We start from the raw sequence: 24718 nt of genomic DNA on the forward strand, positions 1-24718 counted from the left end.
GTCCGGAAGGCGGCCAGTCCGCCAGCAAGTTTTGCGATAAACGTTAGGTTAGTGCACCGCCGCGGCCCGCTCGCTGGCGGGCTCGTCCTCGCGAATCCTCGCCCTGTTTTACGGGCGGGTCAGCGGGTGCCCGAGGACGTCTCCGTGGTCGGCTTCGACGGGCTGGACCTGGCCCGCTACGCCGACCCGCCGCTGACCACCCGTCAGCCGATAAGGGACAAGGCCACTACCGCCGTCGCCTTTCTGCTGGATGAGCTGGGCGACGGTGATGGCGCCCCGCGGCAAACCGTGCTACCGGTCGCCTGGCAGGAGGGCAGGACACTGGGGCCGGCGCCGAGCTGATACCGGAAGGTGCCGATAGAACCCGAGGGGCTGCCTCACTCGCGTCGCTTGCCTTCGACATCGTCGTGCTTCAGCTTCATGGCGCCAGCGTCGAGGATGCCGATGATGGGGGCGACAAGGAGGACAAGGGGGATGTTGTCGGCACGTCCCAGAGCCGCGAAGACGGCGCAAACCACAACGGCAACGATGAAAGTTGCCAGGACATGCCGTGCAAAATGCGGCTCGGAGCGTTTTGACCCGCTGCGCTTGGAACCGCCTCCGGTGCAGCCTTGTGACCTGGACATGATGAGTTCTTCTCTCGCGGGCCGCGATGCTGTCACGACCACGTTGGTATGACATGAATCATAGTTCACCGAGGATGTGGGCGCGCAGGGCTAGGGCGGCAGCGCCGGTGGCCCATTCTGCCCGGTCGTGCTCGCGCACGACCACATCGAGCGGAGTCGCACTGGCACGGCGTACCGCGGCGATCCCCTGCTGCACCTCGTCTTCAAAGAGCGTGGCGATGCCGGCGCGCTCGCCCGCAACCACCACGACCTCGGGCAGGGTGAACGCCGCAGCCATGCCCAGCAAGCGCCCTAGCCTGCGCGCGTAGGAAGCGCATAGAGACACGGCGTCGCCGTCCCCCGCGGTCGCCAGCTCGACGATGTCCGCCGCTGGCAGCCAGTCGTGGCCGCGCTGCACCCAGGTGTGTTCGATTGCTTCATTGGTCAGGCAGTCCATCGCCGCTGCGGCGCTGGCCGGCCGAGCGCCGTCGGGTACCGGCACCGTGCCCAGCAGACCCATCTCGGCGTCGGCGTTGGTCACGACCTGGCCGTCTACTACCAGTCCATGGCCGACGCCCGCACCCACCGTGAGCAGGCTGAAGCGGCCGTGTACCCGTCCCACTCCGAACCAGGCTTCCCGCAGCGTCAGTGCGGTCAGGTCGTTGCCGATAATGGTCGGCACGCCCAGCCGGGCCTCAACGAAATCGGCCAGAGGCACTCGGTGCCAGCCGTAGAACACGGCCTCATCGACCGTGCGCCCGTCGCGCGCGGTGCCGCCCAGGCTGATCCCCAAGCAGGAGGGCGGCGGAGCGTCCGCGGAAGCGCCGGCGAGATCGGTGAGCGCGGCGGCCAGCTCGGTGATGATTTCTGCGGGGGAGTGGCCCGTAAGCGGGCGGCGCACGGTGGCGAGAACGCCCAGGCGCAGGTCTGTCAGGACGGCCGTCAGCAGGTTCGTTGACAGGCCAACTCCCACCACGGACTCGGCGCCGGCGCGTACCTCCAGCGGAGACTGCGGCCGACCGGTGTCGGCCACCTGCAGCGTGTGCGTGGTGAGCAGTCCGGCATCCACCAACGGCGTCGTCAGACGGGTGACCGAGCCGGGGGAGATGCCAACTATGCGCATGATCTCGGGGCGCAGCAATCGTCCGTAACGCAGCAGGGCGAGCACGATCTCGCGCTGGGTGTCGCTGAGAGCGGTCCAGGGCGATGTGGGTGATTCGGTCCCGGCCGGGGCGCTTGAATCGGCCATGACCCCATCATGCCCGACTCTGGGGTGATGCTCGTGGCCGGTGGGCTTGCGCACAGGTTTCTTCTGGTGCAGAATAATCTGTGTTGCCGCCGACCGGTGGCACTCCCACCCCCACCTAACCTCAGCAAGGATGCACGGAGGTAGCCATGAGAGCACTGAGCAGGCGCTCCTTCCTCGCCGGTACGGCGACGGCGGCGGCGCTCGCGGCCACGGGCGGCACCCTCGCCGGCTGCTCGTCCGGAGACGGCAAGGTCCACCTGGAGCTGTTCCAGTTCAAGAGCGAGGCCATCACACTGTTCGACCAGATCTGCGAGGACTTCAATGCCGCCAACCCGGACATTGTCGTCACCCAGAACTTCCAGGCCGACAACATCACTTCATTGCGTGCTCGCCTGGTCAAGGGCGACACCCCGGACTTGATCACCATCAACGGCGACTACAACTACGGGGCGCTGGCGGACACCGGCATCTTCTACGACTTCAACCGCACCGACCTCCTCGACGGCGTGAACCCGTCCATCGCCTCCATCCTGGACACGCTCGGCACCGGTGGCGAGGGTCAGACCAACGGCGTGGCCTTCGCGGACAACGGCTCGGGCATCATCTACAACAAGGACGTCTTCGACTCCGCCGGCGTCGAGCCGCCGACCACCTGGGATGAGCTCATCGAAATCTGCGACGAGCTCACCGCCCAGGGCATTGATCCCTTCTACTGGGCCATCAAGGACAACTGGACCGGGGCGCCCGCCTTCTCCTCCCTGTCCGGCTCCTACCTAACCGACGGCGTCGCCGCGTGGTACGACAAGCGCCGCGACCTGGACTCGGGCACCTCCTTCGCCGAGCTCAGTCCGGTGTTCGAGAAGATGCACCAGGCGGTCCAGTACGGCAACGCCGACAAGGCCGCCCTGGGCTACAACGACGGCAATCAGGGCTTCGCTCAGGGCAAGGCGGCCATGTACTGGCACGGCACCTATGCCATTCCCGCCATCCGTTCCTACAACCCGGACATCAACCTGGGTACCTTCGCCACCCCCGCCGACAACGCTGCCGACACCAAGGTCGTCTCCGGCGTCGACGTGGCCCTGACCATGGGGAGAACCCCGCTCACCTGGAGGAGAACCTGCGCTTCTTCAAGTACCTGATGGACGAGGCGAATATGACCGCCTACTGCGACGAGCAGGTCGCCTACCCGACCCTGACGGCACTATCCGCCAGGACCCCGCCCTGGAGGGGCTCCAGCCCTACTTCGACGCCGGGCGCGTGGCCACCTACTCCGACCACAACTTCCCGCCGGCTATCACCCTGAACGCCTATATGCAGCAATACCTGTTCAACGGCGACCTGGACCAGCTCATCACCACCCTGGACGCCCAGTGGAACAAGGTTGTCCGTCGCATCAACGAGACAGCCTGAGGCAGGAGGACCGAATCACCATGACCACGCAAACCGCCACCGCGCCGCGGGTCGGCGACCCGCAGGCGGCACCGGGCAAGATCCGGGACAACCAGGCCAAGAAGGTCGACCCGGCCTTCATCTGGATGCTCGTCCCGGCAGCTCTCGTCTTCACCCTGCTGCTGACGATCCCGCTGCTGACGGGTGTCTTCTACACCTTCACCAACTTCAAGGGCTACGGCGACTGGCACTTCGTCGGCCTGACGAACTACAGGAACCTGTTCTCCGATGACATCATCTGGGGCTCGTACCTGTTCACCTTCAAGTACGCGATCGTCGCCTCCGTCCTGACCAACATCATCGCCCTGGGCCTGGCCCTCATCCTCAACTCAAAGATGAAGGCGCGCACCTTCTTTCGCGGCGTGTTCTTCGTGCCCTACATCCTGCCGGTGCTGGTCGTCTCCTACATCTTCAGCTACCTGTTCACCAACAACCTGCCCCAGATCGGGCAGGCGCTGGGATGGGAGTGGCTGAGCACCTCGCTGCTGGCCAATGAGGACCTGGCGTGGCTGGCCATCGTCGTCGTCGGCGTGTGGCAGTCGGTCGCCTACAACACAATCATTTACCTGGCCGGATTGCAGACCGTGCCCGAGGAGATCTACGAGGCCTCCGCCATCGACGGCGCCGGCCCGGTGCGGCGGCTGTGGTCCATGACCCTGCCGCTGATCATCCCCTACCTCGGCATCAACATGGTGCTGTCATTCAAGGGTTTCCTCGGAGTCTTCGACCAGATCGTGGCCCTGACCTCCGGCGGTCCGGGCACCGCCACCCAGTCCATCTCCTACCTGATCTTCAAGAACGGCTTCCAGGGCGGCGAGTACGCCTACCAGACGGCGAACGGCGTCATCTACTTCCTCATTGTGGTGGCGCTGTCCTTCGCCCAGCTCCGCTTCACCCAGAGCCAGGAAAGGGTCTGATCCGCCATGACCGCCACAACAGCCAACCTAGACAGTCCCCGCCCCTCCGAAAGCCGCCTGGGCGCGGCCGATCCCGAGGTGTATCGGGTGCGCCGCGCCTCCAGAGGCGTATTCGGCCGCACCAACTGGTGGACCACCCTGCTGGCGATCGTGCTCAGCCTGACCGTGCTGGTGCCGCTGTACTTCACCGTGGTCACCGCGTTCAAGACCCCCGAGGAGCTGGCCACCTCCGGCTGGGCGCTGCCCCGATCCTGGAGCCTGGACAACTTCGCTACGGCATGGGAGATGACCTCCTACCCCAGGCGGGTGCTGACCTCCGCCATCATCACCGTCGGCGCGACCGTGTTCACCCTGCTGTCCAATTCCATGGTCGCCTACGCGCTGGGTCGCAACATGCACCGCCCGTGGTTTCGTCGCCTGTACTACTACTTCGTGGCAGCCCTGTTCGTGCCGTTCCCGATCATCATGCTGCCGGTGGTCAAGGAGACCGCCCTGCTACACCTGGACAACGAGGCCGGCCTGATCCTGCTGTACGTGGTCTACGGCCTGGCCTTCAACATCCTGATGTACACCTCCTTCATCAAGTCCATCCCGGAGGAGCTGGAGGAGGCGGCCGCCATGGACGGCGCCAGCCGCTGGACGATCTTCTGGCGGATCATCTTCCCGCTGTTGTCGCCCATGAACGCGACCGTCGGGATCCTGACCTGCCTGTGGGCCTGGAACGACTTCCTGCTCCCGCTGGTGATCCTGACCGACCAGTCCAAGGCGACCCTGCCGCTAGCGCAGTACGTCTTCCAGGGACAGTTCAACACGAACTACCCGGTGTCCTTCGCCTCCTACCTGATGGCGATCGCCCCGATGTTCCTGGTGTACGTGGTGGCGCAGCGCTGGGTCATCTCCGGAGTCATGCGCGGCAGCCAGAAGTAGGGGAGAGGACATAGGCTCTTCCCAACCCCGCCGAGACCGGCACTAGTGACACGCCGAGATCGGCACTTGTAACACACCCAGACCGGCACTAATGACGTGCCGGGAACGGTTTCAACGGTTCCTCCCCGGGGCGCGGCATGCCGTCGTCCCGCGCCCCGGGGAGGAACCGCAGCTCCACCACCCAATCTGGAAGGCCACTGCCATGAGCTATCCGCCATTCATCGTCAGCTCCCGCCACGTCGGAGACGACGCCAACTGGTGGCGCCGCGCCGTCGTCTACCAGATCTACCCGCGCTCCTTCCAGGACACCGACGGCGACGGCTACGGCGACATCCCCGGCATCACATCCCGCCTGGACCACCTGGACGCCCTCGGCGTCGACGTCGTCTGGCTCAGCCCCGTCTACCGCTCCCCGCAGGACGACAACGGCTACGACATCTCCGACTACGAGGACATCGACCCGATGTTCGGCTCGCTGGCGGACCTCGACGCCCTGATCGCGGGCCTGCACGAGCGTGGCATGCGCCTGGTGATGGACCTGGTGGTCAACCACACCTCCGACGAGCACCCCTGGTTCTCCGCCTCCCGCAGCGCGAAGGACAATCCCAAGCGGGACTGGTACATCTGGCGGCCCGCCCGCGCGTTCCCCGGCCTGAAGCCGGGGGAACCCGGCACCGAGCCCACCAACTGGGGCTCGTTCTTCTCCGGGCCCGCCTGGCAGTGGGATGAGGGCACGCAGGAGTTCTACCTGCACCTGTTCTCCGTCAAGCAGCCCGACCTGAACTGGGAGAACCCGCAGGTGCGCCACGTCGTCTACAACATGATGGGCCGCTGGCTCGACCGTGGGGTGGACGGCTTCCGCATGGACGTGATCAACCTGATCTCCAAGACCTATCCGCTGGTCGACGGCCCCCGCCCGGACGGCGCCCTGTACGGCGACGGCGCGGCGCTGGTCGCCAACGGGCCGCGCGTGCACGAGTTCCTGCACGAGATGAACCAGACGGTCTTCGCCCCGCGCAGCCGGCACATCATCACCGTCGGCGAGACCCCCGGCGTGAACACCGCGGAGGCCTCCCGCTACACCGACCCGGCCCGTGGCGAGGTGGACATGGTCTTCCAGTTTGAGCACGTGGGCCTGACCGACGGGCCCGGCGGCAAGTTCGATCCACAGCCACTGGACCGCGTGGCCCTCAAGCGCAACCTGGCCGGCTGGCAGGCCGCACTGGCTCCCGATGTCGACGCCGCCGGCCGCGTCACCGCCGAGCACGGCTGGAACTCCAACTACTGGGACAATCACGACCAGCCGCGCGCCGTCTCCCGCTTCGGCGACGACGACCCTGCCTGGCGGGAGACGAGTGCCAAGACCATCGCCTCCATCCTGCACCTGCACCGCGGCACCCCCTACGTCTACCAGGGGAGGAGCTCGGCCAGACCAACACTGTCTTCGCCGGCATCGACTCCTACCGGGACCTGGAGTCCATCAACTACTTCCGCGAGCGCACCGGCGTCGGCGACGACCCGGACGCACTGCTAGCCGGACTGGCCGTCAACTCCCGCGACAACGCCCGCACCCCGGTGCAGTGGGACGCCTCCGCCAACGCCGGCTTCACCACCGGCACCCCCTGGATCGATGTCGCCCCCAACTTCGGGGAGATCAACGCCGCCGCCCAGGTGGGCGTGCCCGGCAGCGTCTTCGAGCACTACCGGGCGCTGATCGCGCTGCGCCACCACGACGACGCCGTCGCCTTGGGCACCTTCCGGCTCCTGGATGCTGACGCCGCCGACTCCTGGACGCTGCTGCGCGAGTATGTGGGAACAGATGGTGAGCGCGAGCAGGTCTTGCTGGTCGCCTCGTGTACGCGCGCCGGACTGGAGACCGGGCCCGGTTCCGCCCTGCGTGGTCGACTGGCGGCCGAGGGACTGGACCTGGGGGAGTGGAACGATTCCGAGCGCGTGCTTATGGCCTCCTTGCCGGTGGAGGAGGCGGCCGCCTCCGGCACGGGGATGCCCGCGCGCCTGGCGGGCTGGGACTCCGTGATTCTGCGCCGTCGGCTTTAGGTACTCGAGCCGCGCATGCGGCTGGGCCGGGACGTCAGCCACCAGCAGCATACGGAGACCACCGCCATCAGGGCCAGCACCCACAGGGGGCCGCGGGCTAGCTCCCACACGAACACCGTGCCGAACACGGGTGCCCGCTGCGTGATTGACAGCACCGCGCCGGCGCCGACGAGCGCCAGCACCGGAACGCTCACCTGCCAGCCGGCCAGGTTCGCGGCCACCGCCACCGCCGCGCCTGCACTGCCGCCCAGGGCGAAGGACGGCGCCAGCAGCCCGCCGGTGGCGCCCGCCCCAGCGTGATCCCGGTCAGCAGCGGCTTAAGGATGACGACACCTGCCAGCCCCACCAGCGCGGCGCTGGTCGTGGGGGAGACGAGTGCCGCCTCCAGGGCGTCACGGCCGTTTCCGGGCAGCACCGGCAACCACAGGGAGGCTGTACCCGTCAGCAGGCCGACAGCCCCGATGCCCAGGGGAGCGCCCAGGTGTCCGGCAGCCGGTGATCCTTGAACCGGACCCACAGCGACCGTGCGCCCGCACCCAGCAGTGCCGCTAGCCCCGCCACCGGCAGGGCTGTCATTAGGGTGGCGGAGTCAGGCCCGTCGATACTCACCGCAAAGGTGGGCCGCCCGCCCGAATGCAGCCAGGAGACCACCGTGGCCAGCAGGCTCACCGGTATGGCCAGCCACACGCCTCGTCGGCGCATACCCGCTGGCATAGTGATCTCGACGGCGAAGGCAGCCCCGCCCAGGGGCGCGTTGTACATGGCCGCCAGCCCCGCGCCGGCCGCCGCGGCCACCAGGGTGCGGGCCGGATGCGGCCCCAGGCCGAGGCGGGAGGCGACTCGAGCGGCGACCGCGCCGGCCATGAGCCGGGGCGCGCCCTCACGTCCGACCGAGTTGCCGGCGCCGACGGTGAGCACCTGCAGCACGCCGTCGGCGAAGGGGCGCAGCAGGCCCATGCGACGGCTCGCCCGGCCGGAGACGTCCCCAACCGCCGCCTCAACGCCCAATACGCCGCCGGTGGACCGCTCCCACCACCACAGGCCGCCGGCCGCCAGGCCGCCGACGGCCGGGGCCAGCACTCTCCGCCAGGCGGCGGCTGCCTGCACGCGCTGGGGGAGCGCGCCCTCGCCGACCCCGTAGAACAGCCACTCGAAGCCCTCCAGCAGGAGGGCCATGGCGATGCCGATCAGGCCCGCGGCTACGCCCGCCAACAGTGCGGCTACTGGCAGGCGCGCAGCGCCGGTGCGCGAGTTGGATGAGGATGCGGATCGGCGTGGAGTCACTGTGCGACCCTACCGGCAGCCGAGCAGCCGTGGATCCAGGTATTGCCCCCGCGCAGCGCGGTCAGTCCCTGTCCTCGGCGGAGGCTGCCCGCGACACCGTCTCGCCGAAGTCGGGGACGTCCGCCGGCGCCATGACTCCCAGGTCCTTGTTGACCAGGCCGATGGCGCCGCGCAGCCCCATCCACCACTGGTGCAGGGGGCGACGCGCCGTCAGGTCGAGTTCCTCATCCATGTGTTCCAGGCGATGATGCGTGATGCGTCCTTCTACCAGGCCCACGTAACTGGAGTGGTAGGTGCCGGCGTCCAATTGGTCGGAAAGCAGCTCCAGGGCGTGCGCCACCAGCTTGGTGGCCATGATCCGGTCGAAGGCAGTCGGGTCCCCGCCCTGCTGCAGGTGACCGATCTGCGCCTGGCGCACGTCGTACAGGCCCTCGCTCTCCTCGGAGAAGATCTTCGCCAGTACGTCCAGGGTGTAGTTCTCGCTGGCCCGCTCGTTGCGGATCACCAGGTAGAGCTTGCGGCCCGAGCGGAAGGACTCCACCATGCGAGCCGAGTCCTGGGCCAGCTTCTTCAGCGTCAGCCCCTCCTCGTTGAGGTACACCCGTTCCGCGCCGGTGGCGATACCGCTCATCAGGGTCAGGTAGCCGCAGCGGCGCCCCATCGCCTCGGCCACGAAGCAGCGGCGCGAGGCGGCCGCAGACTGCTTGATGGCGTCCAGCGCCTCCACCGCACTGTTCAGGGCGGTATCGGCGCCGATGGACAGCTCCGAGCCGGGCAGGTTGTTGTCGATAGACGCGGGCACGCAGATCATGGGGATCTTGAAGGCCGGGTAGCGGCCGCGCTCTGTGACCAGCTTGTGCGCTGCCAGGTAGGCGTTGAACCCGCCGATGATGAGCATGGCGTCGATCTGGTGGGACTCGATGGCCCGCCCCAAGGAATACAGCTGCTCGATGGTGGGGATGTCGCGCCGGGTACCCAGCTCGGCGCCGCCGTCGCCGACCCAGCCCTCGACGTCGTCCCAGGACAGCTCGCGCACATCCCCATCCAGCAGGCCCGGGAAGCCGCCGTGTACCCCGAGCATGGTGAAGCCGTGGTCCAGGCCCAGGCGCACAGCGGCGCGTGCCGCCGTGTTCATGCCCGGTGCCAGCCCACCCGCGTGCACAATTGCCACTCGCCGGGAGCGTCCCGCCTGCGGGTTCAGGGCGTCCCCGGCCGCCGGATCCAGGGCCGGCGGGGTGGACATGGTCTCGAAGATGCCGAGCATCTGCTCAAAACTCGAGCCGCGCGCGGCTACGGCGCCCTGGTAGTCGCCGGCTGCTACCAGGTCCTTGACGGCGCGGGTGGCGCGGACCTGCTCCATCATGGGCAGGCGCCGGATACGGTTGCGCCGTTCGGCAATGATCACCGGCTCGCTCTCGGGCGTGGCCAGAACCACCTCGCGGGCCGCGGTGCAACCCAGCAGCGTGGACATCCAACGGTCATAGGCACTCGGCTTGCCACCGCGCTGGACGTGACCGAGGATCGTCACACGGGCCTCCTCTCCGAGACGCTCGGCCAGGACCCGCTTGACGTCGTCGGCGGTGATGGGGTTCCCGGACCGGTCGGTGGCGCCCTCGGCCACGATTACCATCGACTCCCGCCGCCCGGCCTCGCGGCCCTTGGACAGCTTGCGGCACATGTCCTCCTCCCAGCCGTCATCCGGCGGGAGCTCGGGCACGAGCACGTAGTCGCAGCCGCCGGCCACTGCCGCCATTAGCGCCAGGTAGCCGCAGTGCCGACCCATGACCTCAACGATGAAGGTGCGCTGGTGGGAGGCGGCGGTGGAGGAGATGTCGTCGATCGCCTCGAGGATGCGGTGCAGGGCGGAATCGGTGCCAATGGTCATGTCCGCACCCACCAAGTCATTGTCGATCGAACCCACGATGCCGGTAACCATCAGCACCGGGTGGGCCGCCGCCGTCTGCGCGGAGATGTCGCCACGCTCAACGAGCTCGGCCACCAGGGAGGGCCAGTTGTTCCGGAACTCGTTGGTGCCGGTCAGGGAGCCGTCGCCGCCGATCACGACCAGGCGATCAATACCGTGCTCCAGCAGGTTTCGGCAGGCCGCCAACTGGCCCTCGCGTTCGCGAAACTCCGCCGAGCGGGCGGTGCCGATGATGGTGCCGCCGCGGTGCAGGATGGATCCCACCGAGTCCCACTCCAGCTTGCGCACGCCCTCACCGCCGGCCACGGCCCCCGCCCAACCCTCCATCACCGCATACGGCTGGGCGCCCATGCGCAAGGCGGTCCGCACCACCGCACGTACTGCGGCGTTCATACCCTGCGCGTCGCCACCGGAGGTCAGCACTCCGATCCGCACGGGCTCACCGGCCGACGAGGCACCGGTATCCGCGTCAACCGCCGGTCCGGGCGAGGTATCGCGCTGCGTTTCACTAGACATGGTGAATCCTTCCGTGGACGTCCGCTGCCTGGCTCTGGACCTGATTCTAGTGTGGCCCCCGCCGCAGCGGTGGTCTTGGCCCAAGTCGTTCACGGCCTGTTCACCGGCCTCCTCCCGCCGGTGCCGCACGTGGGCGTGCACGAGCGCCGGGAGCGCTGGGCGGGCGGCGTCCGGCAGGCTCCGGTGGCGCCCCGTGTTTGACCTCGGTCCGCTCGCTAAGCCGCGTTAAGGTCGGCGGTGATCGTTCCGGCGCCGTCGGGACCGACATCGCGGGGCGCAGCACCAACAGGATGGAGAAGCGGGCATGAATCTTGGGCAACGGCTCGGCCGGCGGAGTTCGCGGGGCTCGGGCGGCTCTCCGGTGCGACGCGGCCTGCCGGATGACTGGCCGCTGGCCGCGCGCGCCGGGGCGGAGTCCGTGGTGCTCGGCTGGGGGCTTGTGGTGCTGCCGACCCTCGTCCTCTACCTGCTGTCATCCTCACGCGACGCCGCGGCGGCCCTCTCCCTGGGCGGCGTGCTGCGCACCGGCACTGGCTTGTGGAGCCTCGGATTCGGCGGCTCGGTCGGGGCCGGAGCGGCCGAGTACGGCACGCTGAGCCTGCCGCTGCTGGGGCTGACGCTGCTGCAGGCGTGGATCACGCGCGCGTGCGTGCGCCGCGCTCGGCCCAGCGGCCCGCGCGCGGGGGCGGTGACCGTTTGTGTCGCCGCGCTGACGGCGCTGGCCATCGTGGCTGCAACCCATCCGGCCGCCTCACGCACCGGGGCCGCCGTCATTGGCATAACGGTGCTCACCGCGGCGGTCACCGCCGCGCACCTGCAGCGCGTCGGCCGGGGTTGGCGGAAGGCCGCCGACCGGTGGGCGCAGCGACCGCAGTGGAGCGTCATGACCATGCGACTGTGCCGGGAGACGGCGCTGGCACTGGTCGTCCTGGCAGGCGCGGTAGCGCTGGTGGGGCTGATCGCAGGAGCGGGCCGGGTGTCGCGGCTGCACGACGCCCTCGTAGGCGGGGACCTCGCGGGAACGGCCGGGCTGGCGCTGCTGCAGCTGGGCTGGCTGCCCACCGGTTTGGTATGGGCACTGTCATGGGTGGCCGGCCCGGGCTTCGTAGTGGGCGCAGGTTCTGTCTTCTCGCCCACCCGCGTGCTGGCCGGAGCCGTACCCGCGCTGCCGCTGCTGGGGGACTGCCCACCGGGGCACTGGGCGCGGGCGGAGCGCTCCTGCCGTTCCTCATTGCGGCGGCCGCGGCAGTGGCGGCGTGGCGGCACCGGCAGGCGCTCCGGGAACTGCCCCTGCGGCAGGCGGCACTGACGACTTTGAGCGTGGCCCTGGTACTCGGTGCCGGCGTGCTGCTGGCGTGCCTGGCCGCGTCCGGTCAGGTCGGTCCTGGGCGCATGACCGAAGTGGGCCCGCGCAGCGGATATGTCGCTGCGATTGTGCTGCTCATGGTGCTCTTTGGAGTGGGAGTGGTGGCGGTACTGCCACACCCGCGCACCCGCGTGCTCACCGGTCGTGGGGTGCGGGCAACCGCGGCGGCAACGAGCGCTGCCGCAGACAATGCCCGGGAGCGACTGAGGGGGCATGCGGGGAGGCGGTAGGCTGACCCTGGCCGTAACTGGCGCGGGTGGGGCACCACCGGGAAGCGGCCGACCGGACACCGGTTACCCTCAACGGGGCGTCGCCCGCCTGGGCGTCCCGCCACACCGGCACAAGGAGCATTCGTGACCGCCCAGACCCCGTCGCCCTCGTCCGCCAACCCCGCCGCCGACTCTGCTGGCAACTCTGCCGTGCAGTCCGGTTCCGAGCGTATTCCGATCCGCCGCGCCCTGCTCTCGGTCTATGACAAGACCGGCCTGACCGAGCTGGCCGCCACCCTGGTCGGCCACGGCGTCGAGATTGTCTCCACCGGCTCCACCGCCGCGACCATCGCCGAGGCCGGCCTGCCCGTGACCGCGGTGGAGGAGGTCACCGGGTTCCCCGAGTGCCTGGATGGGCGCGTCAAGACCCTGCACCCGCGCATCCACGCCGGCATCCTCGCGGACCGCCGCAAGCCCGAGCACCAGGCGCAGCTCGCCGAACTCGAGGTAGCCCCGATCGACCTGGTCGTGGTCAACCTCTACCCCTTCACCCAGACGGTCGCCGCAGGCGCAGGCTTCGACGCCTGCGTGGAGCAGATCGACATCGGCGGTCCCTCCATGGTGCGCGCCGCCGCGAAGAACCACCCGTCGGTCGCGGTGGTGGTGGACCCCGCCCGCTACGAGGAGGTGGCCGACGCCGTGGCGGCCGGGGGCTTCGACTTCGCCCAGCGCCGTGCGCTGGCTGCGGCCGCCTACGCCCACACCGCGGCCTATGACGCCGCCGTCGCCTCCTGGTTCGCGCACCAGCTCGAGGCCGGGGCGGCCGAGGCTGACGCCGCGCCCGCCATGCCCGCCTACGTGGGGGACGCCTACACGCGCCTGAACCCGCTGCGCTACGGTGAGAACCCCCACCAGCGTGCCGCTGTGTACACCGCCGCCGACGCCGCACCCGGGCAGGGCGTGGCCGGAGCCCGGCAGTTGTCCGGTAAGGCCATGAGCTACAACAACTACACCGACACCGACGCCGCCGTGCGGGCGGCCTACGACCACGGCGAGGCCACCTGCGTGGCGATCATCAAGCACGCCAACCCCTGCGGTGTGGCCGTATCCGCCGCCGGCGACGTCGCCGAGGCCCACCGCAAGGCCCACGCCTGCGACCCCGTGTCCGCCTACGGCGGCGTCATCGCCACCAACGCCACCGTCACGGCCGCCATGGCCCGCCAGATCAAGCCGATCTTCACCGAGGTGATCGCCGCGCCCGCCTACGACGACGAGGCAGTGCAGATCCTGTCGACCAAGAAGAACCTACGCATCCTCGTTGTCAACCCGCCGGAGCGCGGCGGCTGGGAGGTCAAGCAGATCTCCGGCGGCGCCGTGATTCAGGAACGCGACGCCGTCGACGCTCCCGGCGACGCCCCCGCCGTCTGGGAGCTCGTGGCGGGTGAGGCAGCCGACGCCGCCACCCTGGCGGATCTGGCATTCGCCTGGCGTGCCATACGCTCCGTGCGCTCCAACGCCATCCTGCTGGCCCAGGACGGGGCCACCGTCGGCGTTGGTATGGGGCAGGTCAACCGGGTGGACTCCTGCAGGCTGGCGGTTGAGCGGGCCAACACGCTTGGTACCCGCATGACCGGGGACGCGGCGGGCGACGCCGTGGACGCTGCGGGCACCGGGGTCTCGGCCCCCGAGCGCGCTCGGGGGTCGGTGGCCGCATCGGATGCCTTCTTCCCCTTCGCCGACGGCCTGCAGGTGCTTATCGACGCCGGCGTGCGCGCCGTGGTTCAGCCGGGAGGCTCCATCCGCGACGAGGAGGTCATCGCCGCCGCCCGGGCCGCGGGCATTACCATGTACTTCACCGGCACCCGTCACTTCGCGCACTGACCCGGTGGGGCCCAATGCCCCGGTCGCCTACGGCGCGGGCGACCGTTGAGGGACTAAGGTAGCCGCCGTGACCGACCAGAACGGCGCAGACGGCGGATCGCCGTCGGAAGGCGAACGGGAGGGTGCACTGGGCGTGGGCCACGACGGGGGATCCAAAGCGGACAGCTGCCCCGAGCGGCAGCAGCCCTACCGCACGCTCGCGGTGGTCGCCGTGGCGGCCTGGCTAGCGGCCGTTCCGGTGCTCTCCTTACTCGGCTACCGGCGTCTGGCGGTGATCTGGTTGGCGCTGGAGGTGCTGGCCCTGGCGGTGATCCGGGTGCAGCGACCCGACGGAACCTGGATCGCGGCGCGCAGCCGGGGGTTTGACGTCGTGTTCGGGCTGCTGCTCGCGGTTGGCCTGTTCGCCCTGTCCTATTACGCAGGCCTGCCGCGGGTGCACTGACCGTGGGTGCACTGGCCCGTTCGGCGCTGCCCTCCCGCGCGTTCACCGTGCTGCCCACGCGCGTACAGCGCAGTGGCAGGCCCGGGGCCGGTGGCTTGGTCGGTGCTGCGCCGGGTCCCAGGCGGATGGCCAGGTGGAGGCCCAGATGGAGGCCCACTGTACGGTCCGACGGGGCGCAGGTGGCGGTGAGTGTGGCATCCTGCCGCCCAGTATGCGGTCCCGGACCGCCCGAATCCAGCCGGAAGGCAGTACATGAGCAACCCATCCCCGCGTCCCGACGGTACCTCCGGGCAGCCTGCCCCGGGGCCAGTGCGCAGGTTCCTGGCCCGAGGCGGCATCCTCGTGTGGGTACTCGCCGCTATCATCCTGGCCCTGCTACTCGGCTCCATCCAGATCGGTGGCAGTCACCTGGTACCGGTTCCGGTTGGTCGAGTCTTCTCCACCTTCTCCAACCTGTTCAGCCAGTTCCTGTCCTTCTCGATCCCGCTGATCATCATCGGCCTGGTCACGCCCGCCATCGCGGACCTCGGACGTGGCGCCGGCCGCTGGCTCGCCATTACCGCCGCCATCGCCTACAGCTCTACGCTGTTCGCGGGCTTCGTCACCTACCTGGTATGCGCGGCCACACTTCCCCGCGTCCTGGGTGGTACGACTCTGGCGGACGTGGAGGAGCCCGGCAGTGCCCTGGACACCTACTTCAGCGTGGAGATGCCCGCCCCGGTGGGAGTGATGACGGCCCTACTGCTCAGCTTCGTGCTCGGCATCGGGCTGTCGATGGTGCCGCGCGGGGTCATGCGCAAGGGATTCATCGAGTTCCGTGCCATCATCACCTCCCTGATCGAGCGGATCATCATTCCGCTGCTGCCACTGCATATCTTCGGCATCTTCCTGAACCTCACCTACACCGGTGAGGCCTGGGCGATTATGCGCACCCTGCTGCGGGTCGTCGTGGTCGTGCTGGTCCTGGAGGTGCTCATCCTGGGTGTCCAGTACCTGGTTGCGGGGGCCGTCGGCCGCAAGAACCCCGTGAGGGCGCTGGTGACCATGCTGCCTGCCTACCTCACCGCCCTGGGTACCTCCTCCTCGGCGGCCACCATCCCGGTGACCCTGCGGCAGGCCCGCAAGAACGGCGTGGCCGACGCCGTCGCCTCCTTCACCGTGCCGCTGTGCGCCACCATCCACCTGGCCGGCTCCACCTCAAAGATCTTTGCCTTCGCATTCGCTATTGCCCTGACCCAGGGCATCACGGTTTCCGCCGCACAGTGGATCGGCTTCATCTTCATGCTCGGCATCACGATGGTCGCCGCTCCGGGAGTTCCCGGCGGAGCCATCATGGCTGCTACCGGCCTGCTGTCCAGCATGCTCGGCTTCGACGACGCCCAGGTGGCGCTCATGATCGCCACCTACATTGCCCTGGACGCCTTCGGCACCGCCACCAATGTCACCGGTGACGGCGCTATCGCCATCGTTGTGGACCGGCTTGCCCACGGCCGCATAGGGCCCGAGGGGGAGCCGGAGAACACCCGCGAGCTGGCCTTCGACGGCATGAAGTACCTGGACCGGGTCAGCGTGGAGGGCGTGGTCAGCGCCGAGGAGCTGGAGGCCTCCGCCGCCGCCGCGGGCCCCAACGCCGTCAGCCGCTGACGCGCGGCCATGCCCTGCCGAGCAGGTGGGCTGTGCCGCGAAGACAGTAGCCTGCCCGCACACCGTGCCCTCTGATGATGTCGGTGCCCGCAGCCTCGTGCCAAGCCGTGGGGCTGCGGGCGGGGGCGAGCAGCCGGGTCCGTGAGCGCCTAGATGTGCAGAACCAGGCGCAAGGCGCTGAGGGCCGCGCCATCGTGCTAATCCCGCGGTGTAGCCCAGATCTCCTCACACGCCCGGGCCGCTCCGGCTATCGTCCCAGCCGCTCGACCTGGTCACGGCATAGGCTTGGTGTACCGGCCCTCAGGGGCCCCAACTGACTGTCTCTTGTCTCGAAGGAGTCCTTCATGGCCAACGCCCCCGTCAACATCACTGTCACCGGCGCTGCCGGCAACATCGGCTACGCGCTGCTTTTCCGTATCGCCTCCGGTGCCCTGCTCGGCCCCGACCAGCGCGTCAACCTGCGTCTGCTTGAGATCCCGCAGGCTGTCAAGGCCGCCGAGGGCACTGCCATGGAGCTGTTCGACTCGGCCTTCTCCACCCTCGGCTCCGTCGATATCTTCGACGACCCCAAGCAGGCCTTCGAGGGCGCCAACATTGCCTTCCTGGTCGGCTCCATGCCCCGCAAGGCCGGCATGGAGCGCTCCGACCTGCTGTCCGCCAACGGCGGCATCTTCGGTCCCCAGGGGGAGGCGCTGGGCGCCGGCGCCGCCGACGACATCAAGGTCCTCGTGGTTGGCAACCCCGCCAACACCAATGCGCTCATCGCAGCCTCCCACGCCGGCGACATCCCGGCCTCCCGCTTCACCGCCATGACCCGCCTGGACCACAACCGGGCCCTGGCCCAGCTGGCCGCCAAGGCCGGCTGCCACGTCTCCGACATCGACAAGGTCACCATCTGGGGCAACCACTCCACCACCCAGTACCCCGACCTGACCCACGCCACGATCAAGGGCGAGCCGGTCACCGACATCCTGGCCGACCGCGCCTGGGTCGAGGACGACTTCATCCCCACCGTGGCCAAGCGCGGCGCCGCCATCATTGAGGCGCGCGGTGCCTCCTCGGCCGCCTCCGCGGCCTCCGCCGCCATCGACCACGTCCGTGACTGGTGCCTGGGCACCACCTCCGCATGGACCTCCGCCGCGGTCATGTCCGATGGCTCCTACGGGGTGCCCGAGGGCGTCATCCCCTCCTTCCCCTGCACCGCCGAGGACGGGGAGTGGAAGATCGTCCAGGGCCTGGAGATCGACGACTTCTCCCGCGCCAAGATCGACGCTTCCGCCGCGGAGCTCGTCGAGGAGAAGAACGCCGTCGCCGGCATGGGCCTGATCTGAGATCTGCCAACCGTAGTGATGGGCCCCGCCTCCACACTGGAGGCGGGGCCCATGCCGTTCGGGTTACCGGGATGCAAGCAACCAAAGGCTTCGTGAGCGAGCTATTCGTTTTATACTCTTTATGCTTAATGCGCCCGGGTCTGGGCTGACGACGTGGTCAGCCAGGCGGTGACTCCGCCCCGACCCTCCCATAGAAACAGCGTCGTTTCGAGGAGAACACCATGCGTAATCCCGTTCTGTCCCGGCGGCAGGCTCTGGTGGGCCTGTCCACCACCGCAGTCCTGGCCACGCTTGCCGCCTGTGGTACCACCGGCACCGAGGAGTCCGGTGCCGGATCCGGATCCCGCTCCGACTCGGTGGTCGTCGGTGAGGGTGATGACAGCCAGGTCGACGTAGTCACCTGGTGGTCGGCAGGATCCGAGAAGGAGGGACTGGCCGCCCTCGTGAAGGTGTTCGAGGAACAGTTCCCGCAAACCAAGTTTGAGAACAAGGCCGTGTCCGGCGGTGGTGGTTCCCAGGCCAAGCAGAAGCTCGCCGCGGACTTGGCCGCCGGCAACCCGCCCGACACCTACCAGGCCCACGCCGGCGCCGAGATCCAGGCGGACATCGAGGCCGGCTACCTGCTGGACATCTCCTCCCTGTACGACGAGTTCGGTCTCAACGACGCCTTCCCCGAGACCCTCATAGACCGACTGAGGGACTCCGAGGGCGCGATCTACTCCATCCCCTCAAACGTGCACCGCAATAACGTGGTGTGGGCCTCCATCGAGGTCCTGAAGGCCTCGGGACTGGACCCGGACAGCCCGGCAACGGACATCGAAGGCTGGATCGCGGACATGGAGAAGGTTAAGGCGGCCGGTTACACCCCCATCACCATGGGCATGGCCTGGACCCAGCTCGGACTGCTGGAGTCCGTGCTCATCGCCGACCTCGGTGCCGACTCCTACTCAGGGCTGTTCGACGGGAGTACCGACTGGGCGGGCGACGAGGTGGCGGCCGCGCTCAAGCACTACGAGACCATCGTGGGCTTCACCGATAAGTCCCTGTACACCGAGGACTGGGAGCCGGCCATGCGGCCGATCTTCGAGAACCAGGCCGCCTTCAACGTCATGGGCGACTGGGCGGTGGCCGGCTTCGACACCGCGGGCCTGACCGCGGGTACCGACTACACCTACTTCCCGGTGCCCGGCACCGACGGCGTGTTCGACTTCCTCGCCGATGCCTTCGCCCTCACCGATGGCGGCCCGCACCCGGGTGGCGGCAAGAACTGGCTGCAGTGCATCTCCACCAAGGAGGGGCAGATCGCCTTTAACACCGTTAAGGGCTCCATCCCCTCCCGCTCAGACCTGACCGAGGAAGAGAAGGCGCAGTTCTCCGAGTACCAGCGCTCCGCGATGGACTCCTTCAGCCAGGACACGATCGTCTCCTCCATCGCCCACGGCGCCGCCCTGCCGACCAAGGCGTCGGACGCGATGAATGATGCCCTGACCAAGTTCGCCCAGGGCGCCTCAGACGTCGCCACCCTGCAGTCCGAGCTTGCCGCGGCATACGCCTCGGTGGCCTGACCCGCGTGCTCGGGGCGGCGCGACTACTTGCCCCGCCCCGAGCACAGCGCCACTGTCAATCGCACTGGCAAATGCACAGCCAAATGCCGGTGGCGAACGCCACTGGATATTGTCTCACCCCACGCAGCGCGGGTGCGGGGAGACGAGTGCTGCCGCCCCGGCCGAGGCGACGCCAGCCGACAAACTTCAAGGAGCATCGTGAGCACTAGAACGACGTCGCGCCCCCGGCGGAGGAAGGCGAACTGGCGGAAGTGGGGGCCGGGGCTGCTGCTGATCTCGCCGTCCCTGGTCCTCATTGGCATATTCGTGTACGGCATGATCGGCGTGAACATCAACACCTCCCTGCTGGACACTCACACTGCGGCGCAGGTGTCGGGCAGGCGGTCCTCGCACGTCGTCGGCCTGGAGAACTTCGTCAACCTGTTCAAGAATCCGAACTTCCAGCACTCCTTCCTCAACCTGATTCTGTTCACCGTGGCCTTCCTGGCCGGAACCCTGGTCCTCGGCTTCCTGTGGGCGTGGCTGCTGGACAAGCCGATCAAGGGTGAGGGGCTGTTCCGGGCGGTGTTCCTGTTCCCCATGGCTGTGTCCTTCGTGGCCTCCGGCGTGGTGTGGCGGTGGCTGCTGAATTCCGCCCAGGGGGCACAGGCCTCCGGCCTCAACCGCCTGTTCGAAATGACGGGCCTGCGGTTCTTGGAGAACAGCTGGACGCAGCACACTACCTTCGGCATTCTCGCCATCGCCATCCCCGCGGTCTGGCAGCTGGCCGGTTATGTGATGGCCCTGTTCCTCGCAGGCTTCCGGGGAATCAACGAGGACCTGCGCGAGGCGGCGCGCGTGGACGGCGCCAACGAGTGGCAGCTGTACAAGTCGATCATCTTTCCCCAGCTGACACCGATCGCCCTGAGCGCCGTCATCATCATCGGACACATGTCGCTGAAGTCATTCGACCTGATCATGTCCATCACGGACCAGCGCACCTACTCCACGAAGGTGCCCGCCATTGACATGTTCAACTTCATGACCGACAACGACTACTCCAACGCCGCGGCAGTCGGCACGATCCTCCTCGTCATCGTCGCCATCGCCGTCATCCCGTACCTCATCCACGACGCGAAGGGCAGGTCCTGACATGGCCGTCGACGCCGCCGCTCTGACCGCCAAGCGGACCGTTACCCGGACCAGGGGTATCGCCTGGGGACAGGTGCTTCGTTACGTCCTGCTGCTGGCCTCGCTCGTCTTTGTGCTCATCCCCGTCTACGTCCTGTTCGTCACCTCCTTCAAGAACGGGGCGGAGGCCTCTCCGGCTACCACCTGGTACCTGCCGGACAGCTGGGACACCACCAACTGGACCAATGCGTGGAACGAGCTCAAGGGCGGCCTGGTCCGCTCCCTGATGCTGGTGATCCCTTCCTCCCTCATCTCTGCGATGCTGGGATCCGCCAACGGCTTCGTGCTGTCCAAGTGGCGCTTCCCCGGGGCGAACGTGGTGTTCACCCTGATCCTGTTCGGCATGTTCATCCCTTACCAGGCGGTAATGATTCCGCTGATGCGCATGGTCACCGGGGTTGGGCTGGGATTCGGCATCCCGACGCTGATCCTCATGCACGTGGTCTACGGCATTCCGATCTGCACACTGATCTTCCGCAACTACTACGAGTCGATTCCCGACGAGCTGATCGAGGCCGCCGAGGTCGACGGCGCCGGGATGCTGCGCACCTACTTCTCCGCGGTGCTGCCCATCTCCATCCCCAGCTTCGTGGTGGTCATCATTTGGCAGTTCACCAGCGCCTGGAACGACTTCCTGTTCGCCCTGTTCTTCGGCGGCGGGGCACAGTCGGGTCCGGTGACGCTGGCACTGAACAACCTGGCGCACGGTTCGATCATGGCCGACTACGGCGCCTCGATGTCCGGCGCGCTGATCGCCTCCGTCCCGACGCTGCTGGTGTACATCTTCCTGGGCAAGTACTTCGTTGGCGGCCTGATGGCCGGCTCCGTGAAGGGATGACGCGTTAAGCGCCCCGGCCCGCCCCACCCCGGCTCGCCCCGCCCACCCCGCACCCTCGCCGAGATCGGTAGACGTTACGTGCCGAGGTCGGTCGAATTGGCGAGCGCGCTACAGTCATCCACATGGCACATCGAGGCTCCCGCAGCTCCAAGCGTCCCTACGCGGCGGGCCACAGGCCCCTGGACATGGACCGCCTGGCCTCCGTGCCGCGTACCCAGGTCGGCCCCGGAGGAGCGGAGTTCACGGTGCGGCGCGTTCGTGGCGGGAACAAGGATTATCTCTGCCCCGGCTGCAACCGGACGATCCCAGCCGGCACCCCGCATGTAGTGGCATGGAGCAACGAATCGTTGTTTGGCCCGGAGCGCGGCTTGGAGGAGCGGCGTCACTGGCATACCTCGTGCTGGGAGCGGCGCCTGTGGTGAGAAGAACTTCCCAATCCCGGAGCAGCCGCACGAACCGGTTAGGCCAGTGGTTCGGGAGAGCGCTCCTCCCAGCCTGGTAACAGCCGATCCAGAGCGGTGCGCAGCGGCACGATATCGCCGTCGCGACCGCCCTCACCAATGGTCATGGGGACCGGTTCCTCCGCTGGGTCTACGCCGAACAGATGATCGCGCAGTCCCAGTGCCCGGGTAAGGATGTAGAAGCGCCCAGAGGTATCGATGCCCACCGACTGATCCTGACGCAGGTACCAGCCGGTCAGCGGTGTGCGCGCCGATCCGCCCCCGTATCCCTTGACCCGCAGCGGCTGCGCTGCCAGGCCCTCGGCCTTGGCGACGGCGAGGAACAGGGAGACGATCCGTGCGGCGCGCTGATGCTCGGCATTCTGCCTAGCCGTGAGCATCCGGGCCCGCTCGGCCGCGGCCTCCCGACGGCGTTGCGCCCAGTCTCCGGGCTCGGAATCACGCGGGGGCGCAGGTGACCGCTGTGCTTGCGGGGCGTCGGCGGAATTGGCTCGAGCGGGGGAGGGATCGGCGTCCTTGCTGTCCATAGCACCAGACTACGACGATGTGCCATGGTGTCTGTGGCGCGCTTGTCGCACACTAGAGCTATGCAGTCACCAAGCCCACCTCAGCAGCGCCCTTCAGAGTCTTTTGCAGCGCAGCCCCGGGACGGGCGCACCGCGCGGCTTCACATCAACCTTGATCCGACCTCCACCGAGCCGGTGTTCTCGCAGATATGCGCGGCGGTGAAGGCGGATATCGCGGACGGTCGGCTACCTGCAGGCAGTCGCCTGCCCCCTACACGTGCTCTCGCGGCCCAGCTGAGCATCGCCATAAACACGGTGGCGAAGGCATACCGTGAGCTCGAGGCGCAGGGCTATATAGAGGGCCGCGGGCGCCGCGGTACCTTCGTGCGCGACCCGTCGGGGGCTGCCGGGGATCGCGAAGTCATGCGCTTCGTCACCACCATGCGCTCCTTGGGAGTGCCGCTGGAGGACGCGCTGGAACAGGTGCGCCGCGCCTGGCCCTGACCGCCGGCCCGCCCGGCCCGGTGGCTTCCGCTGCAGAGCCGCCCCGCGCATTCACCGGGTGCGGGCCGCGGACCGCGGGTGCTCGTCCGGATCACCCTCAGCCTGCGGATCCGCAGTATCCTCAGCCTCGTCCGCCTCGACGTCGGCTGCGGCCTCTGCTTCGGATTCTTGCGCCGGAGCGCCGTCGGCCTCGGCTCCCAGCGCCTCGGTGATCACATCCGAGAAGACCGGAACCGGAGGCACCGCGTTGCCGAGGACGCCTCGCATCTCCTCCAGGTAGCCGGCAACGGAGTCCCGCTGGCGCTCCAGCTCCTCCACATCCCGCGCTGCCGCGGACTTCTCGGCGTCGGCGTCGGCCCGGGCGTCCTCGATCAGCTGCTTGGCCTGCTCGCGGGCCTGCTGCACAATCTCCTCCGCCTGCCGGGTCGACTCCTCAAGGCGAGCCTGGGCGGACTCATCGGTCTCGGCGCGCACGGCCTCGGCCCGCTTGAGTGCTTCTTCCAGTCGAGCCTCGGCATCGGCCGCCTGCGCCTGTGCCTGCTCATGCATCTGTGCGATACGGGTGCGCGTGGCCTCGTGCGCGGCCGCATCCTCCTGGGCGGCGGCCTCGTGCGCGGCCGCAACTTCCAAAGTGGCCTGCTGACGCAGCTCTGCGGCCTGCGCGCGAGCGGCCTCTGCATCAGCCTGGGCCGAACGGCGCAGCTCATCGGACTCGCGGCGTGCCGAGCTCAGCAGCTCCTCCGCCTCGGCGCGGGCCTTCTCAACGGTGAGCCGGGCCTCCTCCCTTGCTGCGTTAAGTGCCGACTCCGTCTGCTCGGAAGTGGAGCGCCGCAGCTCCTCGGCCTCCTGCGTCGCGGAATCACGCCGCTCGGTGGCCTCACGCTCGGAGGTCACGGCCAGCTGCGCCGCAGCCTTCTGCGCCTGGGCACGTACGACCTGGGCCTCACGCTCCGCAGTGGCACGGAGCTCGGTGGCGGCGGACTCGGCGTCAGCGGAAATCTGGGCTGCCCGGCGCTCAGCCGTGCCGACAAGCTCGTCCGCCCGGGCCTGGGCGTTAGCCAGCGTGGTGTCCGCCTCGCTCTTGCTGCGGGCGCGCAGCTCAGCGGCGTCGCGACGGGCGTCGGACAGGAGAGAGGCCGCTTCGGAAGAGCTGCGCTCGGACAGGTTCGCCGCATTGGCGCGCGTGCGGGTCAGCAGCGCATTCGCCTCCGCGTTCGCCTTGGACAGGACGGAGGCACTCTGCTCCTCGGCGCTGCGCAGCAATTGCTCGATACGTGACCCCAGCCCCGCATAGGTCGGTTTGTCGGACTCACGCAAGCGCCGCTGGGCCTCCGCGAGCTCACCGGCCAGGGTCATCGCCCGCTGGTCGAGGCTGGCGACCTCTCGGCGGGCATCCCGCAGCTGGCGATTGAGTGCCTCCAGCCGCTGGTCGACCTGCGCACGATCGTATCCACGCATGGTGATGGCGAACTCTTCGGTGTCCTCGGCCACGTCAACTCTCCTCCTGGGCCGGGTTGGGACGGCCCCACCAACACAGCGTAGCGCCTGCACAATCCGCGCGGAATCGGTAAATACTGCGGTTGTCCGGGGAGCCTCGCGGCCACCGCCGTAAATCCACGGAATCGACTTGTCAGTAGACTCGGCGGTGCCGCGATGACCGCGACGACTCGGCGCGTCCCGGCCCTGTGATCAGCGCGGAGCCGGACTTTGACCTAGGCTTCAGCTTATGGCGCAGCAGCCTGTGATCTTCGCCGGTAGCGGTGCGAGCCGGCGGCGCTCATGGGATTCTGGCGCACGGCCGCGTCCTTCGCCGTTACCGCGGCGTCGATGCGAGTCGTGCACGCCTGCCCGTCGGCTAGGCGGGTCCAT

General features: G+C 68.5%; 21 protein-coding genes, 2 pseudogenes and 1 riboswitch. Of the genes and pseudogenes, 16 read left to right on the forward strand and 7 right to left on the reverse strand.

Going from position 1 to position 24718, the window contains the following annotated elements; all coding sequences use genetic code 11:
- Positions 1–51: 51 nt before the first annotated feature.
- Complete coding sequence (locus tag CWT12_RS13830) at positions 52–342, forward strand: substrate-binding domain-containing protein (RefSeq protein WP_272927768.1); 291 nt, start codon at positions 52–54, stop codon at positions 340–342.
- Positions 343–377: 35 nt separating this feature from the next.
- On the opposite strand, the gene CWT12_RS04350 is transcribed toward CWT12_RS13830, so the two are convergent.
- Both CWT12_RS04350 and CWT12_RS04355 read right to left on the reverse strand, forming a co-directional pair.
- On the reverse strand, positions 378–662 hold the full coding sequence (locus CWT12_RS04350) for a hypothetical protein (protein ID WP_161923848.1): 285 nt from the start codon (positions 660–662) through the stop codon (positions 378–380).
- A gap of 22 nt (positions 663–684) precedes the next feature.
- Positions 685–1854 carry an ROK family transcriptional regulator gene (locus CWT12_RS04355; protein ID WP_161923849.1) on the reverse strand — a complete coding sequence of 390 codons (1170 nt, stop codon included), beginning with the start codon at positions 1852–1854 and terminating at the stop codon, positions 685–687.
- A gap of 146 nt (positions 1855–2000) precedes the next feature.
- Here CWT12_RS04355 and CWT12_RS04360 point away from each other — a divergent pair, with 146 nt between their 5' ends.
- From CWT12_RS04360 to CWT12_RS04375, 5 genes and pseudogenes are all read left to right on the forward strand, one after another.
- Complete coding sequence (locus CWT12_RS04360) at positions 2001–2996, forward strand: ABC transporter substrate-binding protein (RefSeq protein WP_202616274.1); 996 nt, start codon at positions 2001–2003, stop codon at positions 2994–2996.
- 118 nt (positions 2997–3114) lie between these two features.
- Complete coding sequence (locus tag CWT12_RS13390) at positions 3115–3267, forward strand: hypothetical protein (RefSeq protein WP_202616275.1); 153 nt, start codon at positions 3115–3117, stop codon at positions 3265–3267.
- A 20-nt stretch (positions 3268–3287) separates the two neighbouring features.
- A complete protein-coding gene (locus tag CWT12_RS04365) occupies positions 3288–4223 on the forward strand; it encodes a carbohydrate ABC transporter permease (RefSeq protein ID WP_237564308.1) in 936 nt (311 codons plus the stop codon).
- 6 nt (positions 4224–4229) lie between these two features.
- Positions 4230–5150, forward strand: coding sequence for a carbohydrate ABC transporter permease (locus tag CWT12_RS04370; protein ID WP_161923850.1), 921 nt, complete (start codon positions 4230–4232; stop codon positions 5148–5150).
- A 202-nt stretch (positions 5151–5352) separates the two neighbouring features.
- Positions 5353–7208 (forward strand): annotated as a pseudogene (locus tag CWT12_RS04375) (alpha-glucosidase).
- Here CWT12_RS04375 and CWT12_RS14515 read toward each other — a convergent pair.
- The 3 genes from CWT12_RS14515 to CWT12_RS04385 all read right to left on the reverse strand — a co-directional run bounded on the left by CWT12_RS14515 (position 7205) and on the right by CWT12_RS04385 (position 10932).
- Positions 7205–7480 carry a chloride channel protein gene (locus tag CWT12_RS14515; protein ID WP_337247920.1) on the reverse strand — a complete coding sequence of 92 codons (276 nt, stop codon included), beginning with the start codon at positions 7478–7480 and terminating at the stop codon, positions 7205–7207. The pseudogene CWT12_RS04375 and the gene CWT12_RS14515 overlap by 4 nt on opposite strands.
- 169 nt (positions 7481–7649) lie before the next feature.
- On the reverse strand, positions 7650–8492 hold the full coding sequence (locus CWT12_RS14520) for a chloride channel protein (protein ID WP_337247908.1): 843 nt from the start codon (positions 8490–8492) through the stop codon (positions 7650–7652).
- 61 nt (positions 8493–8553) lie between these two features.
- A complete protein-coding gene (locus CWT12_RS04385; protein WP_161923851.1) occupies positions 8554–10932 on the reverse strand; it encodes a 6-phosphofructokinase in 2379 nt (792 codons plus the stop codon).
- A gap of 304 nt (positions 10933–11236) precedes the next feature.
- On the opposite strand from CWT12_RS04385, the pseudogene CWT12_RS04390 reads away from it, so the two are divergent.
- From CWT12_RS04390 to CWT12_RS13835, 9 genes and pseudogenes are all read left to right on the forward strand, one after another.
- Positions 11237–12528: pseudogene (locus CWT12_RS04390) on the forward strand (cell division protein PerM).
- A 3-nt stretch (positions 12529–12531) separates the two neighbouring features.
- Positions 12532–12629, forward strand: a riboswitch (ZMP/ZTP riboswitch).
- 22 nt (positions 12630–12651) lie between these two features.
- Positions 12652–14388 (forward strand): bifunctional phosphoribosylaminoimidazolecarboxamide formyltransferase/IMP cyclohydrolase, encoded by a 1737-nt coding sequence (purH, locus tag CWT12_RS04400; protein ID WP_161923854.1) that lies wholly within the window; start codon positions 12652–12654, stop codon positions 14386–14388.
- Positions 14389–14521: 133 nt separating this feature from the next.
- The gene (locus CWT12_RS04405) at positions 14522–14830 is read left to right on the forward strand and encodes a DUF3017 domain-containing protein (protein ID WP_161925294.1); all 309 of its coding nucleotides are present in this window, start codon (positions 14522–14524) and stop codon (positions 14828–14830) included.
- Positions 14831–15139: 309 nt separating this feature from the next.
- The gene (locus tag CWT12_RS04410; RefSeq protein WP_161925295.1) at positions 15140–16474 is read left to right on the forward strand and encodes a dicarboxylate/amino acid:cation symporter; all 1335 of its coding nucleotides are present in this window, start codon (positions 15140–15142) and stop codon (positions 16472–16474) included.
- A gap of 344 nt (positions 16475–16818) precedes the next feature.
- On the forward strand, positions 16819–17805 hold the full coding sequence (locus tag CWT12_RS04415; RefSeq protein WP_161923855.1) for a malate dehydrogenase: 987 nt from the start codon (positions 16819–16821) through the stop codon (positions 17803–17805).
- Between the two features lie 221 nt (positions 17806–18026).
- Entirely contained in the window at positions 18027–19370 is a 1344-nt protein-coding gene (locus CWT12_RS04420) for an ABC transporter substrate-binding protein (RefSeq protein ID WP_161923856.1), read from the forward strand.
- A gap of 198 nt (positions 19371–19568) precedes the next feature.
- On the forward strand, positions 19569–20501 hold the full coding sequence (locus CWT12_RS04425) for a carbohydrate ABC transporter permease (protein WP_161923857.1): 933 nt from the start codon (positions 19569–19571) through the stop codon (positions 20499–20501).
- Between the two features lies 1 nt (position 20502).
- On the forward strand, positions 20503–21378 hold the full coding sequence (locus CWT12_RS04430; RefSeq protein ID WP_161923858.1) for a carbohydrate ABC transporter permease: 876 nt from the start codon (positions 20503–20505) through the stop codon (positions 21376–21378).
- Positions 21379–21563: 185 nt separating this feature from the next.
- On the forward strand, positions 21564–21800 hold the full coding sequence (locus tag CWT12_RS13835) for a hypothetical protein (RefSeq protein ID WP_161925296.1): 237 nt from the start codon (positions 21564–21566) through the stop codon (positions 21798–21800).
- A 38-nt stretch (positions 21801–21838) separates the two neighbouring features.
- Here the strand turns inward: CWT12_RS13835 and CWT12_RS04440 are convergent, their stop codons facing one another.
- Complete coding sequence (locus CWT12_RS04440) at positions 21839–22366, reverse strand: hypothetical protein (protein ID WP_161923859.1); 528 nt, start codon at positions 22364–22366, stop codon at positions 21839–21841.
- A gap of 60 nt (positions 22367–22426) precedes the next feature.
- Here CWT12_RS04440 and CWT12_RS04445 point away from each other — a divergent pair, with 60 nt between their 5' ends.
- On the forward strand, positions 22427–22849 hold the full coding sequence (locus CWT12_RS04445) for a GntR family transcriptional regulator (protein WP_161923860.1): 423 nt from the start codon (positions 22427–22429) through the stop codon (positions 22847–22849).
- Between the two features lie 51 nt (positions 22850–22900).
- Here CWT12_RS04445 and CWT12_RS04450 read toward each other — a convergent pair whose 3' ends face one another.
- On the reverse strand, positions 22901–24340 hold the full coding sequence (locus CWT12_RS04450; RefSeq protein WP_161923861.1) for a hypothetical protein: 1440 nt from the start codon (positions 24338–24340) through the stop codon (positions 22901–22903).
- Positions 24341–24718: the final 378 nt, after the last annotated feature.

The organism is Actinomyces sp. 432 (assembly GCF_009930875.1).
GTDB lineage: Bacteria > Actinomycetota > Actinomycetes > Actinomycetales > Actinomycetaceae > Actinomyces.